Origin of the sequence: Anaeromassilibacillus sp. Marseille-P3371, assembly GCF_900169665.1 — a bacterium.
In the GTDB taxonomy this organism is placed as follows: Bacteria; Bacillota; Clostridia; order Oscillospirales; family Acutalibacteraceae; genus Anaeromassilibacillus.
Genome location: NZ_LT835157.1, coordinates 3,112,162 through 3,126,677, shown reverse-complemented (window position 1 = coordinate 3,126,677; position 14,516 = coordinate 3,112,162). Strand labels below are relative to the sequence as shown.

Here is a 14,516-nt window from a genome sequence, read left to right as displayed (position 1 = left end):
TGTCTTTTTACGCGGTCGGTTGTTCGGCGAAGTGGATTTCATCTGGTTCGTCAAAAACAATCAAACTTACCTGCAAAATGGTGAAGAAGCGCGGACAAGCGTATTTTCAACGCCGGTTTTGTAATGTGGATTGCCAGATTTTCCTATATCAAATACAGAAAAATCCGGCGAACGACTATACCGGTTTTTATCGAATGATTGTAAATCTGAAACAAGACTTGGAATAAGATTTTACAATGTCCCTATAGTCGTATCCGTAGCAATAGGTTGATGAAAGGGGGGTAAACCCGCTTTCATGGAATCGTTGCAAATTTAAAACAAAACAGAGAGAAAAGCTTTTAATCGAGTTGCTTATTTAGTGGGAATAGGCTTAGGCTGATAGGAATGAAACAGGCTGGTTCTACAGCTCGTCACAGGGCTACCGGGAACAGCCAAGAAAACGGTTTTACTGTTTCTAAGGTGGATGTGTATAAAACTCCGAGCAGTAGGTTGACAAAAGGGGAGTGAACCCGCTTTCATGGAATCGTTGCAACTCTAAAACAAAACAGAGAGAAAGACGTTCAATCGAGTTGCTCGTTTAGTGGAAATAGGCTTAGGCTGATAGGAATGAAACGGGCTGGTTCTACAGCACGTCGCAGGGTTACCAGGAGCAGCCAAGAAAACGGTTTTATTGATTCTAAGGCGGACGTGTATAAAACTCCGGGATGGCGTTTTCCTTATTTCAGAGTGAATATAAGTTGGTTGAGCTTCTTATAGTTCGAGAAAATATCCGAAAATTCGCCTTTTTCATGGGAAACATGCGCATTGGCTTTTTGATATTTATGTGGTAAAATAGAAATAACGGGTTTCCAAATATGGGAAACATCCATTGTAAAAAGTTGGGGAAGACATTTGAAAGGCAAAGAAAAGAGGAATCGTTATGAAACACTTTTATCCGTTATGTGCAGCCGAGAGGTTACAAGACCATAAGATCCTGGAGTATAACCGTCCGCAGGAGGTAAACATTTGTGTCTGCATGACCATTCGGGCCGGGGTGGATTTTGGCTTATTGAAACACTGTATCCAGATGGAATATGCGCGGCAGGAATCCCTACGTATCCGTTTTACCGCCCGAGATGAACATGGAAAGGTATTTCAATACTTTGCTTCCTATGACCCACGCGACATCCGTTTGGTGGACTTCCGGGGAAAAACGGAGGAGGAAATCAACGCAACGTTGGAGGAATGGTCCAGTCAACCTTTTGAGCAGGTGGATTCACCGATGAACGAATTTATTATGGTGGCAATGCCGGATGGGTACAATGGAATTTATCTGCGAATTGATCATCGCCTGACAGATTCCACCGGAATGATCCTGATGATTAACGACATTATGGGATTATATTGCCACTTTGCCTATGGCGCTCCCATGCCGGAGGACCCGCCGCTGTATCACCTGGCTTTGGAAAAGGACCTTGCCAAAGAGGACAACGCATCCCGAACGGCGAAAGACCGGGCCTTCTGGGAAGAGCAAGTGGCCATCGGAGAACCGATCTATACGGACGTCACGGGGCGTTGGAAGCTAGAAGCCTGCCGGAAAAAGTATGGAAATCCACTGTTGCGCGCTGCGGATCGGGAGATGGACGACCTGCGCGTAGGCCGGGCGATTTACCACCTGGAACCAGAGCCGACACGCCGCCTGATGGATTACTGTATGGAAAATGAAATTTCGATGACCAATCTGCTGCTGATGGGATTGCGGACCTATCTGTCCAAAATGAATGACGGAGAAAAAGATGTTACCATTCGAAATTATGTCTCAAGGCGCTCCACGTTACTCAATAAAACATCCGGCGGGACACGGACCCACTGTTTCCCCTGCCGGACCATTCTGGAACCCGAAACGGAATTTTTAGACGGTGTGCGCATGATTCAAGACCTGCAGAACAGCATCTACCGGCATGTCGACTTTGACCCGTTGGAGGTCAACCGAATGTTTCAGGCGTGTTATCATCCGCCGAAGAATACGACCTATGATTCGGTGGCATTGACCTACCAACCTCTGCCACTGCGTCTACAGAACGAACAGCTGCACGGGATTCCATTTAAAACCGAGTGGCTTACCAATGGGACAGCCATTCAAAAGGTGTATCTGACCGTCATGCACAGTGCCAGCGATTTGGGGTTGCAGTTCTACTTCAAATATCAAATGGCGGAATTGTCGCCGCACGATGTGGAGCTGATGTATTATTATCTGATGAAGATCCTCTTTATGGGCGTGGAAAACCCCGATATGACGATCGATGAAATTTTGCGCACTGTGTAAGAGATATGGAGATGGCGTGGCCGCGCACCCATAGAGGATGCGCGGTCCCCTATTTTTATGGATTTTTTCTGAGAAAGAAATGAATATCCATAGAGAAAAATGGTTGTAAAGCGGAAGAAGTACGTTCTGGCGTATCCGTTGTGTAGATTCTATGGACCAATCGGGAATTTATAAAATATTCATGACTTTTAGAGGGGAGTATCCTATAATAGACTAGAAATCTATGAAAATGTTTCTTAGTGTACAGCCTGGCGGTCGGTTGGAAAAGGGAAACGAGAGCGGTAGAGAAATGGACAGGCTGCAGATCATTGTGACTAAAGGAGGGCGTTATTGATGGCATCGGGAAAAATCCTAGTGGTGGATGACGATCAAAATATCTGCGAATTACTGCGCCTTTATATCGAAAAGGAAGGCTTTGACGTGGTGATCGCAAATGATGGGCGGAAAGCCTTAGAGATGTTCGACCAAGAAAATCCGGATCTCATTATGCTGGACATCATGCTGCCGGAATTGGATGGCTGGCAGGTGTGCCGGGAGATTCGAAAGAAATCGCAATGTCCAATCATTATGTTGACCGCAAAAGGCGAGGTCTTTGACAAGGTGCTGGGCTTGGAACTTGGTGCAGACGACTATGTAGTCAAACCGTTTGAGGCAAAGGAAGTGGTCGCTCGCATCAAGGCGGTGTTGCGCCGCTTTGGAAAGAGCGATGAAAATCAGATTAAAGAGGTTAAATATGATAAACTCAGCATCAATTTGACCAATTATGAATTGAAAGTCAATGGAAAGGTGATCGATACGCCTCCGAAGGAGATGGAATTGATCTATCACCTGGCGAGCAACCCCAACCGTGTATTTACACGCGACCAGCTTTTGGACGAGGTGTGGGGATTTGACTATTATGGCGATAGCCGCACGGTGGACGTCCATGTCAAACGCCTGCGCGAAAAGTTGGAGGGGGTTTCTGACCAGTGGGCGCTCAAGACCGTCTGGGGCGTAGGTTACAAATTTGAGGTCAAAGATCCAAATTAAGGGTGGGTTCCCTGAAAGAACTTGGAGCGAAGAAGCATGCAGAAAACGCTGTTTAAAAAATATTTGCGGGTCACGCTGGCGATCATCCTGATTAGCTTCTTCCTGTTGGGTTTGGTGATGTTGGTATTTATCAAATCCTATTGGCAGGATGAAAAACAGGACCTGCTCCGGCGCAATGCAGAGAGCATAGCGGGGATTGCCGCTGCAAGTGCGACCCCCGTGCAGGGGGATAATTATATCCTTTTGGATACGGAACGAATGCAGTCCTTTATGAATGCATTTTCTGAGAATATGGATGCGGATATTTACGTAACCAATCGGGCCGGGGAATGGGTGTTGAGCGCATTTGGCAGCGGCGGTACTGTAAACGAGACGACGTTTACCCGAAAAACGATGGATAAAGCCTTGATGGGTCCCTACAGTGGCCAAGGAACCGTGGATGGTATTTATAACTCGCCGTACTATGTGGTGGGGGTACCGATCCGGATTTCCAATTTGGATGGAACGCGTACAACCATTGGAGCGGTTTTTACAGCATGTAGCGCCCGTTCCTTTAACGAATACCGCAACGAACTGATGAAGATGTTCCTTTTGGCAGCGGTTGCCGCTTTTTTGGTGGCGTTTTGCATCAGTTGGATGTTTTCTTATAAACTTGTACGTCCCCTGCGCGATATGGCGTTGGCAGCCAGAAGCTTTGGAGAGGGAAATTTTAGCGTGCGTGTACCGGTGACCAGTCAGGATGAGGTCGGCCAGCTGGCGCTGGCTTTCAACAATATGGCTTCGTCATTGGCCAGCAGCGAAAGTGTCCGCCGGAATTTTATTGCGAATGTTTCCCACGAGCTGAAAACGCCCATGACCACGATCGCTGGTTTTATCGACGGTATTTTGGATGGAACGATCCCGCCTGAGAAACAATCGCATTATTTACAAATTGTCTCCCAGGAGGTCAAGCGACTATCCCGTTTGGTGCGCACCATGCTGGATCTTTCGCGGATTGACAGCGGTGAGTTGCGGCTGCATATGGCTCGTTTTGACCTGACCAACACTATTTTTGTGGCGTTGCTCTCCTTCGAAAAAAGCATCGAACAAAAAAGGATACAGGTATTGGGATTGGAAAATGCGGAAAGCCTCTATGTAGATGGCGATCCGGATATGTTGCATCAGGTTGTATATAATTTAATTGAAAATGCCGTAAAGTTTACCAATGAGGGCGGGTATATTCAGTTGACGATTCAAGACCTGCCGGATAGAACCTCTGTTGCAATTAAGAACAGCGGCGCTGGCATCCCAGCGGATGAGATTGCGCTGATTTTTGACCGCTTCTATAAAACCGATAAATCCCGCAGCCAGGATAAAAATGGCATGGGATTGGGGCTTTATATTGTGCGGACGATTATTAAGTTGCACGGCGGAGAGATCACTGTGCAGAGCGTTGAAAATGAATACTGCCAATTTGAGTTTTGGATTCCAAAGCATGAAGAGCCAAAGCTAAAAGCCGGTAAAAAGGAAAAGGATCTTGCAAAGGACAAAAAGGAGGAGAAATTATGAGCGATACCGATTGGAACCGGGAATCTGGAATGGGTGTTGAGCCTCCCACGTCAGAGGTTCCTGTGTCATCCCCTACCTCCGAAGAACCAGCGATGAAAACAAAGGAATTTTCAGGGGAAGAGCCTGCCGCAATAACTGCTCAGCAATCTGGGGAGGACATAGCCCAAACGCCACGAGAGACAACCTCCTCCGATCTGCTGCCAGACAGTGGAGCACCGGCAGATGAAAAGGAAATGGTGGAAGAGCCGGTTTTGGACACGCCCATTCCGGAACGTTTTTCTCAAAACATAGCCCCGGTAGAGGATTTGCCTGCGGGTTTTTCCGATAAACCGGAGATCCAAGCAGCGGCATTCGGAACAGATTCCAGAGATTTCGGGGAAGAAATTCCGGACGGGCAGACAATGGGAAAGGATTCTTCGCTTTTCCAGGGGGAGGAAACGGGACGCGATGAAACCAAAACGGTAGAATCGCAGGCAAGCAGGAAGAACGATTCCGCGCCTGCCATGAATCCGGAAGAACCGTCCGATCGGGAAAAGATACAGGGACAGTCCTCCAATGGGACGGAAATACCGCCAAAAATTCATTTGGAAAAAGAGGGGGATCGTTCCAAGGGCGCACCGAATTCGTATGAACCGGTACAGGCGCCGGCTGGCTCGCACCAAGGGCCGGCGGGTGTTCCCCCACAGCAAGGACATCCCATGCCGCCGTATGCAAATCCCTATCAGCAATACGGGCAGTACCAAAACCCCTATGTAGCGCCCAATGTCCCCTATGGACAACCCCAACCCTACTACGGTTCCTACCCGAATCCGCAGGCGCCGTACCAACCGCCATATCCACAACAACCAGCATACTGGAACTATCAGCAGCAGCCAGGCCAACCGCCAGTTGGTGGGGCCATGCCGCCACAGCCGCCCCAGGAAGGACAGCCGGGATCGAACCCCGAGGAACCGCGTCGTAAGATGAGTGGTGGATTAAAAGCGTTCCTGTGGTTTCTCGGCATTTTAACAGGTCTTTTTTTAGTGGCTTTTTGCGTAGTGAGTATTAATACAGCCGTGCGCCAGATGGAGCAGGGAGGAACGGCAGAAAGTGAAAGCCCATCTTATAGTCAACCTGTGCCAGAGGAGGGAACCTCCCCAGAGGGAGGCGAGAATACTCCACCGCAGAACGATGCGACAGATCCGGACAATGCTGGCATGGTGATTGAGCCCCGCCCAGAAGGAGACGGGATGAGCGCGAAAGAGGTCTATCGCCAGGTTGTAGAGAGTGTAGTCGGCGTAGAAACCTCTGCGGACGACGGGACCGGTCTGCTCAGCCAAGGTTCTGGGATTGTTGCGACAAAGAGTGGTTATATCATTACCAATGCGCATGTGGTGGAATATTCCAAAGATTACAATGTTTCGGTCATTCTGCATGAGGATGAGACGGAATATGATGCGGTGGTCGTGGGGTATGATAAAACTTCCGATCTAGCCATCTTAAAAATTGAAGCGGATGGTCTAAAACCTGCAGTATTTGGTGATGTTGATCAGATGGAAATTGGCGATGAGGTGCTGGCAATTGGAAATCCAGGCGGTTTGGATTTCGCCAGTACACTGACAGGTGGGTATATTTCCGCTTTGAACCGCACGCTGAAGTCCAACAGTGACAATGGCATGACGTATATTCAGACAGACGCTGCAATCAATCCCGGCAATTCCGGAGGCCCGCTGGTCAATATGTATGGCCAGGTGATTGGTATCAATTCCAACAAAATTATTTCCACTGGTTATGAAGGCATGGGGTTTGCAATACCGGTCAGTCATGCGAAGTCCATCATTGATGACCTGATTTCCCGTGGCTATGTCAGTGGCCGCGCGCGTCTGGGCATTACAGCTGGAAATGTTGCGGGGATGCAAGCGCAGCTGGCTGGTTTGCCCAGTGGTGTCCGAATCATTGCGATTGACCCAGAGAGCAGTTTTGCGACAGTAGGAGCTGCTGTGGGAGATATTATCACGAAGGCAGACGGCGATACGATTGAGAATATGGAAGATCTGTATGCTGTTTTAGGCCGCCATAAACCCGGAGAAGAGATTACGGTGACGCTGTACCAGCCATCTCAGAACGGGGGCAATGGACAGAGCCGGGATGTGAACATCACTCTCTTAGAGGACAAAGGGGAAACCCAGCAGACCGTGAGCCAACCGGCGGCACCGTAAGAAGGTACAGGGAAAGAGCTTTTTGAGTATGCGGCCGCGGCAATCGAATTTTTGAAACGAAATAAAATGATAAGGGAACGCTTTTCAACCGCTCTACGGGCGGGGGGAGGCGTTCCTTTACTTTATCCTGTGGAGGATGTAAGAGCTGGAACGGGGAAAATGGCTTTTATATGAAAAATATTTTGGGCTTGCGGCCTAAATTGAAAAATCGGTCGGGGATACCTTTTCTTTTAGATGCTTGACAAATTGCTTGTTATACATAATGATAATAAAAAGATATTAACAAATATGGGAAGCTTCATTTGTAGCGGTACACTCGTTGGATGTTTCAACTGCCGACAAAGCCAACCCACCAGTTAAGGGTTCTTTGCTCAAAATATACATGCAAGACTAACCGGTCGAGGCAGTATACAATAACCTATACAGAGATCTTTCTTTCGGACACAATGGGATTGCTTTATGGATCATGGCTCAAGATTGACAATGGTTCTACGGCCAATGCTGTGATAAATTACGGGCTGCTGCTCCATGCGGTCAAGTGCGTAGCAATTGCGCCCATCGATGATAATCGCTTGTCGCATTTTCTTGGAAAACAAGGAGATGTCCAAATTTTTTACTTCAGGCCATTCTGTGAAAATAAAACACAGGTCTGCTCCATCCAAGGTTTCCTCGATGGTATCGCAATATTTGATGTCGCCCAGAGAACGTTTTTTGAAATTTTCTGTCCCAACAGGGTCCCAAGCCTTTACATGTGCCCCATCGTCCAGCATAATCGGGATGTTTACAAGGGACGGCGCTTCCCGAAGGTCGTCCGTACCCGGCTTGAAGGTCAATCCCAAAACGGCAATGGTCAAACCCTCTAAGCTGTCAAAATACTTTCGGGCAATCTTGATAGGCTTCAGCTTTTGATTTTCATTGACTTCGATTGCCGCCTTGATGGTCTTGATTTCGTAGTCATGAAAATTGGCAAGCCAATGCAGGGCTTTGGTATCCTTTGGGAAACAGCTGCCGCCGTATCCAATACCCGCCTGTAAAAATTTATTTCCAATACGGGGATCAAATCCCATTCCTCGTGTAACATCGTCAATGTCGGCGCCTACCAGTTCACAGAGAAGTGCAATCTCATTGATGTAGGAAATCTTTAAGGCTAAAAAATCGTTGGAGGCATATTTAATCATTTCTGCGCTTTTGCGGTTGGTCACCAGAATAGGGGCGTCGAAGTCCTGATACATCTTTTTTAAGAGTTCGCCGGTTTCGCGCTCTTCCACACCAATGACAATCCGCGAAGCGTGCAATGTGTCGTGCACCGCAGTTCCCTGGGCCAAAAATTCTGGATTGGATGCCACACGAATGCGGATGGAGGATTTGCTCTTGGCATTCAAGATGGCCTCTACCTTATCGTTTGTTCCGATGGGGACGGTGGATTTTACCACAACAACACAGTCCTGTGTGACGCTCTCTGCAATTTGTCCTGCGACTGCATACACATAGGAGAGATTGGCGCTGCCATCCTTTTTTTCCGGTGTGCCAACACCGATGATAATGACATCTTTATCCGCATAGGCGGCTCTATAATCAGTTGTATAGAAAAGCCGGTCATGGTTCTTTTTCATCAGTTCGGAAAGCCCATCTTCATAAATGGGAGAAATATCGCGCTGCATCTGGGCGATTTTCTGTTCATCCACATCGACGCACGTAACCGTATGGCCGTGCTCAGCTAGGCAAACACCGGTCACCAAACCGACATAACCGGTTCCGGCAACTGCAATTTTCATCGTATCCCGCCTTTCAAGGTTCCTGATTGTTGAGTAAATTGTTCCATTGTTTTGCCGCTTCTTCGTTGGTGTACATCCGGCGGGACAACCAGTCCCGCTTTTCTTTGAGTACCTTGGGATTGCTGCAAACCTGTTTTAAACAATGGACAATGTCTTGCGTGGTATTTTCACAGACCCATCCTGCATGGTCCTCCAGTATCAATTCCCGCACGGACGACGTATGGGTGGCCAAGATAGGAAGTCCCAGATATTTTGCCTCCGTAAAAACAAGAGGGGCTGCTTCGTGGTAGGAGGGGAGTAAAAAGAGATCTGCATTTCGCATAAACCGGTAAGGGTTTTCCTGGAATCTATGGAAAGCCACGCATGCAGACACACCGAGTTTTACGGCATATTTTTGCAGAGCAGCCCGCTTGGGTCCATCCCCAACAATCTGATAGGAAATAGGGATACCCGCCGCCACACATGCCTGTACAGCCTCGAGTGCCCGCTCGAGCCCCTTCTCTCCGCTTAACCGCGCGACCGTAATTACATGGATTTTGTCCCTGGGGTATACCATTGGATTCTGGTTGGAAAAATACGAGATTCCCACAAAATCGTGAAAGTTTGGTACAACACGGACGAGGTCCCGCAGTTCCGGAAAAGCACAAAGGAAGTGGTCCCTGCATCCTTTGGAGCAGGTGAGGATGGAATCGAACTGGCCGTACAATTTTCGAACCGCCGGAGTATTGCTTCCACAATGTAAAATATCTGCATGTACCATGGCGATTTTTTTCTCCGCTTGAATACGGTACAAGACAATTTCATTGGCGCCACCGTATAAAATCGAAGGCCGCTCGCTTTGCATACAGGATATGGCGATGTCGTAAGGCCCCAATTGTTTTTGAAAGAAAGACAAAACGCGAAGCGGAAGAGAATTGCCAATGATCCGGCATAGAACAACCAAGAAGGAACGCAGAAAGTAGAGTCCCTTTGCTTTAGGCCAGAGTTCCCGTTGGCTCATACCAAGTATACGCAATAATGGAGGACAGTGCAATACTTGAATTTCCGGAGGAAGTTGTTCTCGATATTCTCCCGTGTCGGACATGAGCAACAAAGTGATCTGGCACTGTCCCTGGAGATTGGCGAGCAGATTCAATAGACTCCGCTGAATACCGCCGCTATGAAGATTATTGTTGACGAAGATCAGCCGTTTTTTCATGGGAAACCTCTTTTAAGGGCCTTCCAAGATATTCCTGAATGCCCTCATTCAGATACTGGTAAGCCTTTTGAAAGCCAAGGCCGTTGCTTAGAAATTCTGGATGCCGTAGTAAAAGAAGGAAACCGAACGGCTTTGCCAGGCGTGGAAACAGATGTGCAAGAAGCGCGCCTTTGTCGTGAAAGAACTTAGGGGTATAGCCTTCAAACCATGTGGAAGTCAAATGGGAGACTTCGCCGAGAAAGAGGGGACTTGCATAAATCCGCAGTCCGCGCTTGCAACAGTCGTGTAAAAAAATCGTATCTTCCCCGGAGCCATAGCGGGCGCCTCCACCGAACAAAAGGGAGAACGCAAGGTGCACTTGTTGGACACGAGCTGTGCGGACAGCGATGCGGTATGTGCCATAGCGGAGGGCATTGTACCAGTGGACGCGCGTCCATTTTGGAATCTGGTATTCCTGCCGCTTTGGATTGGTGCTGTAAAAATTAAATAGAATGACGTCCGCCTCTGGATGACGGACAAACTCTGCCAGAACCCGTTCTGTATATCCATTCCAATAGCGGACGTCGTCGTCGGCAAATAGGCAGATGTCCGCATCCGCGTACATCCAGACCGTGTTTCGGTTGAATCCAACGCCGCACTCGGCCCGGGATTCATAGCGGATGGTGTATCCATTGTAGCAAAATATTTCGGATGTATGGCGGTCACATTGATTTCCAAAAATGGCGTCGCATTGAAGATTCATTTGGGAGACCAAACGATGATCGTTTTGGCCGCGCGTTACAACAAGAACCTGTAGCCGCATAGATTCCTCCATTTCATCTGCGCCGTCTGGACTTACATTTGGAAAAGAGAAGCAATAACGGACGAATATAGACTTTTAGACGGTTGAAAAGCGAGTCCATTCCCCAAGCGTCCAGGTTGTTCAAAATATATTTTAGAAGCCACAGGTTGCACCAAACTTTTTCGAGCAAATGGAGTCCCTGTTTGCTTAACCCAGTGGGAGTCTGCATATAAAAATAGTGAATGTCTGTGACCAGTAAGACGCTTTGCGCCCGCGTGTACGCCTCTAAAGAAAAAGCGGCATCCTCTGCGGTCCTCATATGTACGGGGAAAACCACCCCAGCAAGCAGTTCCCGCTTGTATAGGGTTGCCCAAACCGAGTTGAACCGAATGGATGACAAGAAATACGGATAAATGTTTTTGCAGAATGCGCCTTTTAAAATGAGTTGTTCTTCCTGAAAATAAGAGAGGGGTTCTTCGATGTGTCCATCTGGATAAAGCAGGCGGTAAGAGAACCGGACGATGTCCGCACCACTTTTTTGCTGCTTTTGAAGGACCTGTTCCACGCAGTCTGGTTCTAAATAGTCATCCCCATCGACGAACAGTATAAAGTCGCCCGTTGCTCGCAACAAGCCCGCATTTCGGGCGGATGCAACACCGCGATGTTGCTGGGAGAGAAGCACGATCTGCCCGCCATATTGTTCCAGAAGGATACGCGTTTTGTCACAGGAACCGTCGTCAATGACAAGGATTTCCAGAAGAGAGTATGTTTGCGCCAACAAGCTATCGATACATCGGACGATCGTAGCCTCTTCATTATACACGGGGACAATGATGGAGACCTTTTTCATGATCGTTTTCCTCCCTCTGAAAATCGGATGGTCTGGTTTGGGGATGCGTATGTTTTAGATGAGGCGGGCATGTGGTTTTGTTGGCACGCATGGGTGAGGTTTCCGAAAAGGTCATGCAACACATCATAAAAACATTTAAATACGGCTTGTTTGTATAAAAACTGAGGGAAAACGAACATACAAGCGTGGCAATCAACCCACAGGCAAACAAGGGTTGCTTTCGTACATTTCGGAACAGACAGGCGCCCATCAAAGCCGCATAGAAGAATAGGCCGAGCAATCCCTGGTCAAATAAGGTTTGAATCCATTGGTTGTGGGCGTAAGTATTTAGAAATCCCGCAGCAGTCAATCGTCCGGCCGTGGAACAAATGCCAAAGCCATGGACCAAGGCAGACACATTGGTGCAAATCTGGCCGAGAAGATACGACCAGATGGAAAAACGGCCGCTCCCTTGATCCGCTAGAATCTGCGCCCAATGATAGCGGCTGCGCAGTGCTTCTGGAAGAAACCATATAGAAATGGTCCATACCACGATCCCCACCAAGAGCACAGCGGGGAGAATGTTTCGCTTTACAGGGGATTTCCGGACGGCTACAAGAATATAGGCAAATGCACCGGATACGAGTGCGACGAGGCCGCCCCGTGAACCAGTCCGAAGAACGGCATAGAAGAGCAGGATACAGTACAGGAGCGGCCAATGGAGGCGGTGGCGGCCTTGCATCCATGCCTCTAGGGCGAACAACATAGGAAAGATAAAATACATACAAAAGAAATTGGGATCTTCCTCTGAGTCAAAAATGACAATAGCGGTCCGGCCTTCGTAAAGGGTCTGCTTACTGAAAAAACAGAGGAACATGCAGATCAGCCCCACGAGCAGCCATGTGTGGGATAGGAGGCGGCGCTCCAGTCGGTTGTACACGCGGCAAGTTGCCAAGAGGGTGAAAAACAGAGCAAACGCGACATCCCTGACCACAGTAATACTCTCTAAATTGCGATAGAAAAACAGCGTGCTGGTCATATAGAGAAGATGAAGTGCGTAACACAGATGTCCACTATTGAAAGAAATCGCCCGTTCCTTCGAGAAGAACAGGCTAAACAGAAAAAATGCGGAGAGTGGGACAGTCACAACCTTTAGCGCAGATATGCCTGGGACAACCGTGATAAAGGTGAGCGGCATGCAAAGATAATAAAAGCAGATCAACCAGGCGTCAAAACGAATTTGCTCCGGTTTGATTGGTGGATTGGATGGTTCCCTATAGGGCTGTTTAGATGATGGATTCAGATGGCTCACCGCCCTTTTGACCGGCGTGATTTGTATGATGTAGGAGTTTCACAAAGGACTGGCAAAGCGAATGAAAGGAGTCTGTGTGAAAAAACAGCACAGTGTTGATGGCCAGAGGGAAGGCAGCAGAGGCCAATCCCTGAAGAACAAAGTCCAGGAGCGCTGTTCCTGTAGAAATCCATATGCAGATTCTGTGTGCAGTCCCGGCAATTGCCAGTGAAAGAAAGAGATAAAGTCCAATTTTTTTAAGAAATGTTGCACAGGACCTTTGAAGAAAACAATGGTAGAATAAAATGGTCTTTAAAAGAAACTGAGTGGCGTAGGTACAAGTGGTGCCGATGAAAATTCCTAACATGCCAAAGTGGATTCCGAGTATAAACGACACGATGAGGTTGACGAATGCCCCAAAGAGGGAAATATACTTATCCTTTTTGAAGAGCCCCGAGGCGCCGACCATATTCCAAAGGGGAATCCGCATGGTCATCAAAAAGAAGTTGAGGATGCAAACCTCCACGATGGGCCGGTCTAGGACCATCGCAGGCCCGAAGAGGAAAGAGATAAATGGATCGATCAAGCAAAACAGGCAGGTACTGCAAAAGGTGGCAATCCAATACATCGCGAATAAAAGCTTCTGTAAGGTAGAATCCACCTGTTCTTTGCTGCCGGTCGCCAACAGATTTCCAATGCTGCCGCTCATGGCAGCGGAAATTTGGTTCACTCCATTGGTCAAAGTATGGAACACGATGGTATAGTTGGAATATAGGCCGACTTGGACAGTCCCTACCAAAAGCGATATGAAAAGGTTGTCCATACAACTGGTGAGCGTCCAGGAAAGTTTGCCGGCGAACCGGTCGCGCACATCGAAAAAGAGCAATTTTTTCCTTTCGGGAGAAAGCGGCTCTTTTGCTTGTTTTAGGTAAGGATACAGCCGGTTTACTTGTTTGGAAAGGGCCAGATGGTTGAAAAGGCTTGTGAAGAACCGAAAAACGAGATAAACAAGCAATTCATGCGTCAGGAGCAATACAAGGACTCCGCCGATGGTGGAGCACCCCCGGAAAAGTAGATCCACAATGGAGACGATATACTGCTTTTGATCCGCAGACAACAGGGAACGCTGGTAAGAAAAGAAATACGAACAAACCATCTGTGCAAGAAAGAGCAGAAACACCGCTGCTACATAGAGCCGGCTATAGGATACCCCCTTCGTGAGGGACGGTAGAAATGGAATTGCTAATAATCCAAGTCCAGTGATCGCACCAGCGACTTTGCGATAAGTCGTTCGGTAGAATTGTATCAGGCGGCAGACTTCCCGTTTGTCTCCTTGAGCCAACGGCCGGTACAGGTGATAAACAATCACGGTCCCAATCCCCATCTCCGCAAGGGTGAGGGCAGATAAAACGTTTGTCAACAGGGCGTTCAGACCGACCCCTGTGGTTCCAATGGTGTTCAGCATCACGCGGCGTGAGAAAAAACCCAGGAAACACAGAACCGCCTGTTGGAAAAGGCCCCACAGAACATTCTTGGCAGTAGCCCTTGTGCGCAAGTGTCCC

General features: G+C 48.2%; 10 protein-coding genes. 4 read left to right on the top strand and 6 right to left on the bottom strand.

Translation table 11 applies throughout. The features are described from left to right. Positions 1-919 precede the first annotated feature (919 nt). The 4 genes from B9Y59_RS13200 (at position 920) to B9Y59_RS13185 (ending at position 7,080) form a co-directional block, all read left to right on the top strand. Entirely contained in the window at positions 920-2,305 is a 1,386-nt protein-coding gene (locus B9Y59_RS13200) for a condensation domain-containing protein (RefSeq protein WP_082402070.1), read from the top strand. Between the two features lie 333 nt (positions 2,306-2,638). Continuing rightward, positions 2,639-3,334, top strand: a complete 696-nt coding sequence (locus tag B9Y59_RS13195) for a response regulator transcription factor (protein WP_085534035.1) — start codon at positions 2,639-2,641, stop codon at positions 3,332-3,334. A 36-nt stretch (positions 3,335-3,370) separates the two neighbouring features. Beyond that, entirely contained in the window at positions 3,371-4,882 is a 1,512-nt protein-coding gene (locus B9Y59_RS13190) for a sensor histidine kinase (RefSeq protein ID WP_054323232.1), read from the top strand. Continuing rightward, positions 4,879-7,080 carry a S1C family serine protease gene (locus tag B9Y59_RS13185; protein ID WP_085534033.1) on the top strand — a complete coding sequence of 734 codons (2,202 nt, stop codon included), beginning with the start codon at positions 4,879-4,881 and terminating at the stop codon, positions 7,078-7,080. The genes B9Y59_RS13190 and B9Y59_RS13185 overlap by 4 nt, the downstream gene beginning before the upstream one ends. Before the next feature lie 464 nt (positions 7,081-7,544). On the opposite strand, the gene B9Y59_RS13180 is transcribed toward B9Y59_RS13185, so the two are convergent. From B9Y59_RS13180 to B9Y59_RS13155, 6 genes are read right to left on the bottom strand one after another with little or no spacing between them, the layout of a single operon-like run. Further along, the gene (locus B9Y59_RS13180) at positions 7,545-8,855 is read right to left on the bottom strand and encodes a UDP-glucose dehydrogenase family protein (protein ID WP_085534030.1); all 1,311 of its coding nucleotides are present in this window, start codon (positions 8,853-8,855) and stop codon (positions 7,545-7,547) included. Positions 8,856-8,868: 13 nt separating this feature from the next. Beyond that, a complete protein-coding gene (locus tag B9Y59_RS13175) occupies positions 8,869-10,053 on the bottom strand; it encodes a glycosyltransferase (protein WP_085534028.1) in 1,185 nt (394 codons plus the stop codon). Beyond that, positions 10,022-10,855, bottom strand: a complete 834-nt coding sequence (locus tag B9Y59_RS13170) for a glycosyltransferase family A protein (protein WP_085534026.1) — start codon at positions 10,853-10,855, stop codon at positions 10,022-10,024. The genes B9Y59_RS13175 and B9Y59_RS13170 overlap by 32 nt, the downstream gene beginning before the upstream one ends. 13 nt (positions 10,856-10,868) lie before the next feature. Beyond that, on the bottom strand, positions 10,869-11,684 hold the full coding sequence (locus B9Y59_RS13165; protein WP_085534024.1) for a glycosyltransferase family 2 protein: 816 nt from the start codon (positions 11,682-11,684) through the stop codon (positions 10,869-10,871). Beyond that, positions 11,650-12,975, bottom strand: a complete 1,326-nt coding sequence (locus B9Y59_RS13160; protein ID WP_143255318.1) for an O-antigen ligase family protein — start codon at positions 12,973-12,975, stop codon at positions 11,650-11,652. The genes B9Y59_RS13165 and B9Y59_RS13160 overlap by 35 nt, the downstream gene beginning before the upstream one ends. Then, positions 12,950-14,509: a lipopolysaccharide biosynthesis protein gene (locus tag B9Y59_RS13155; RefSeq protein ID WP_085534019.1), complete on the bottom strand. Its 1,560-nt coding sequence runs from the start codon at positions 14,507-14,509 to the stop codon at positions 12,950-12,952. Before B9Y59_RS13155 ends, B9Y59_RS13160 begins: the two co-directional genes overlap by 26 nt. Between the last annotated feature and the right edge of the window lie 7 nt (positions 14,510-14,516).

What these genes read in the sequence shown, in the direction of transcription:
- B9Y59_RS13185 (WP_085534033.1), top strand. Translation starts at nt 4,879, where the DNA reads ATGAGCGATACCGATTGGAACCGGGAATCTGGAATGGGTGTTGAGCCT.
- B9Y59_RS13190 (WP_054323232.1), top strand. Translation starts at nt 3,371, where the DNA reads ATGCAGAAAACGCTGTTTAAAAAATATTTGCGGGTCACGCTGGCGATC.
- B9Y59_RS13165 (WP_085534024.1), bottom strand. Translation starts at nt 11,684, where the DNA reads ATGAAAAAGGTCTCCATCATTGTCCCCGTGTATAATGAAGAGGCTACG.
- B9Y59_RS13195 (WP_085534035.1), top strand. Translation starts at nt 2,639, where the DNA reads ATGGCATCGGGAAAAATCCTAGTGGTGGATGACGATCAAAATATCTGC.
- B9Y59_RS13180 (WP_085534030.1), bottom strand. Translation starts at nt 8,855, where the DNA reads ATGAAAATTGCAGTTGCCGGAACCGGTTATGTCGGTTTGGTGACCGGT.
- B9Y59_RS13175 (WP_085534028.1), bottom strand. Translation starts at nt 10,053, where the DNA reads ATGAAAAAACGGCTGATCTTCGTCAACAATAATCTTCATAGCGGCGGT.
- B9Y59_RS13170 (WP_085534026.1), bottom strand. Translation starts at nt 10,855, where the DNA reads ATGCGGCTACAGGTTCTTGTTGTAACGCGCGGCCAAAACGATCATCGT.
- B9Y59_RS13200 (WP_082402070.1), top strand. Translation starts at nt 920, where the DNA reads ATGAAACACTTTTATCCGTTATGTGCAGCCGAGAGGTTACAAGACCAT.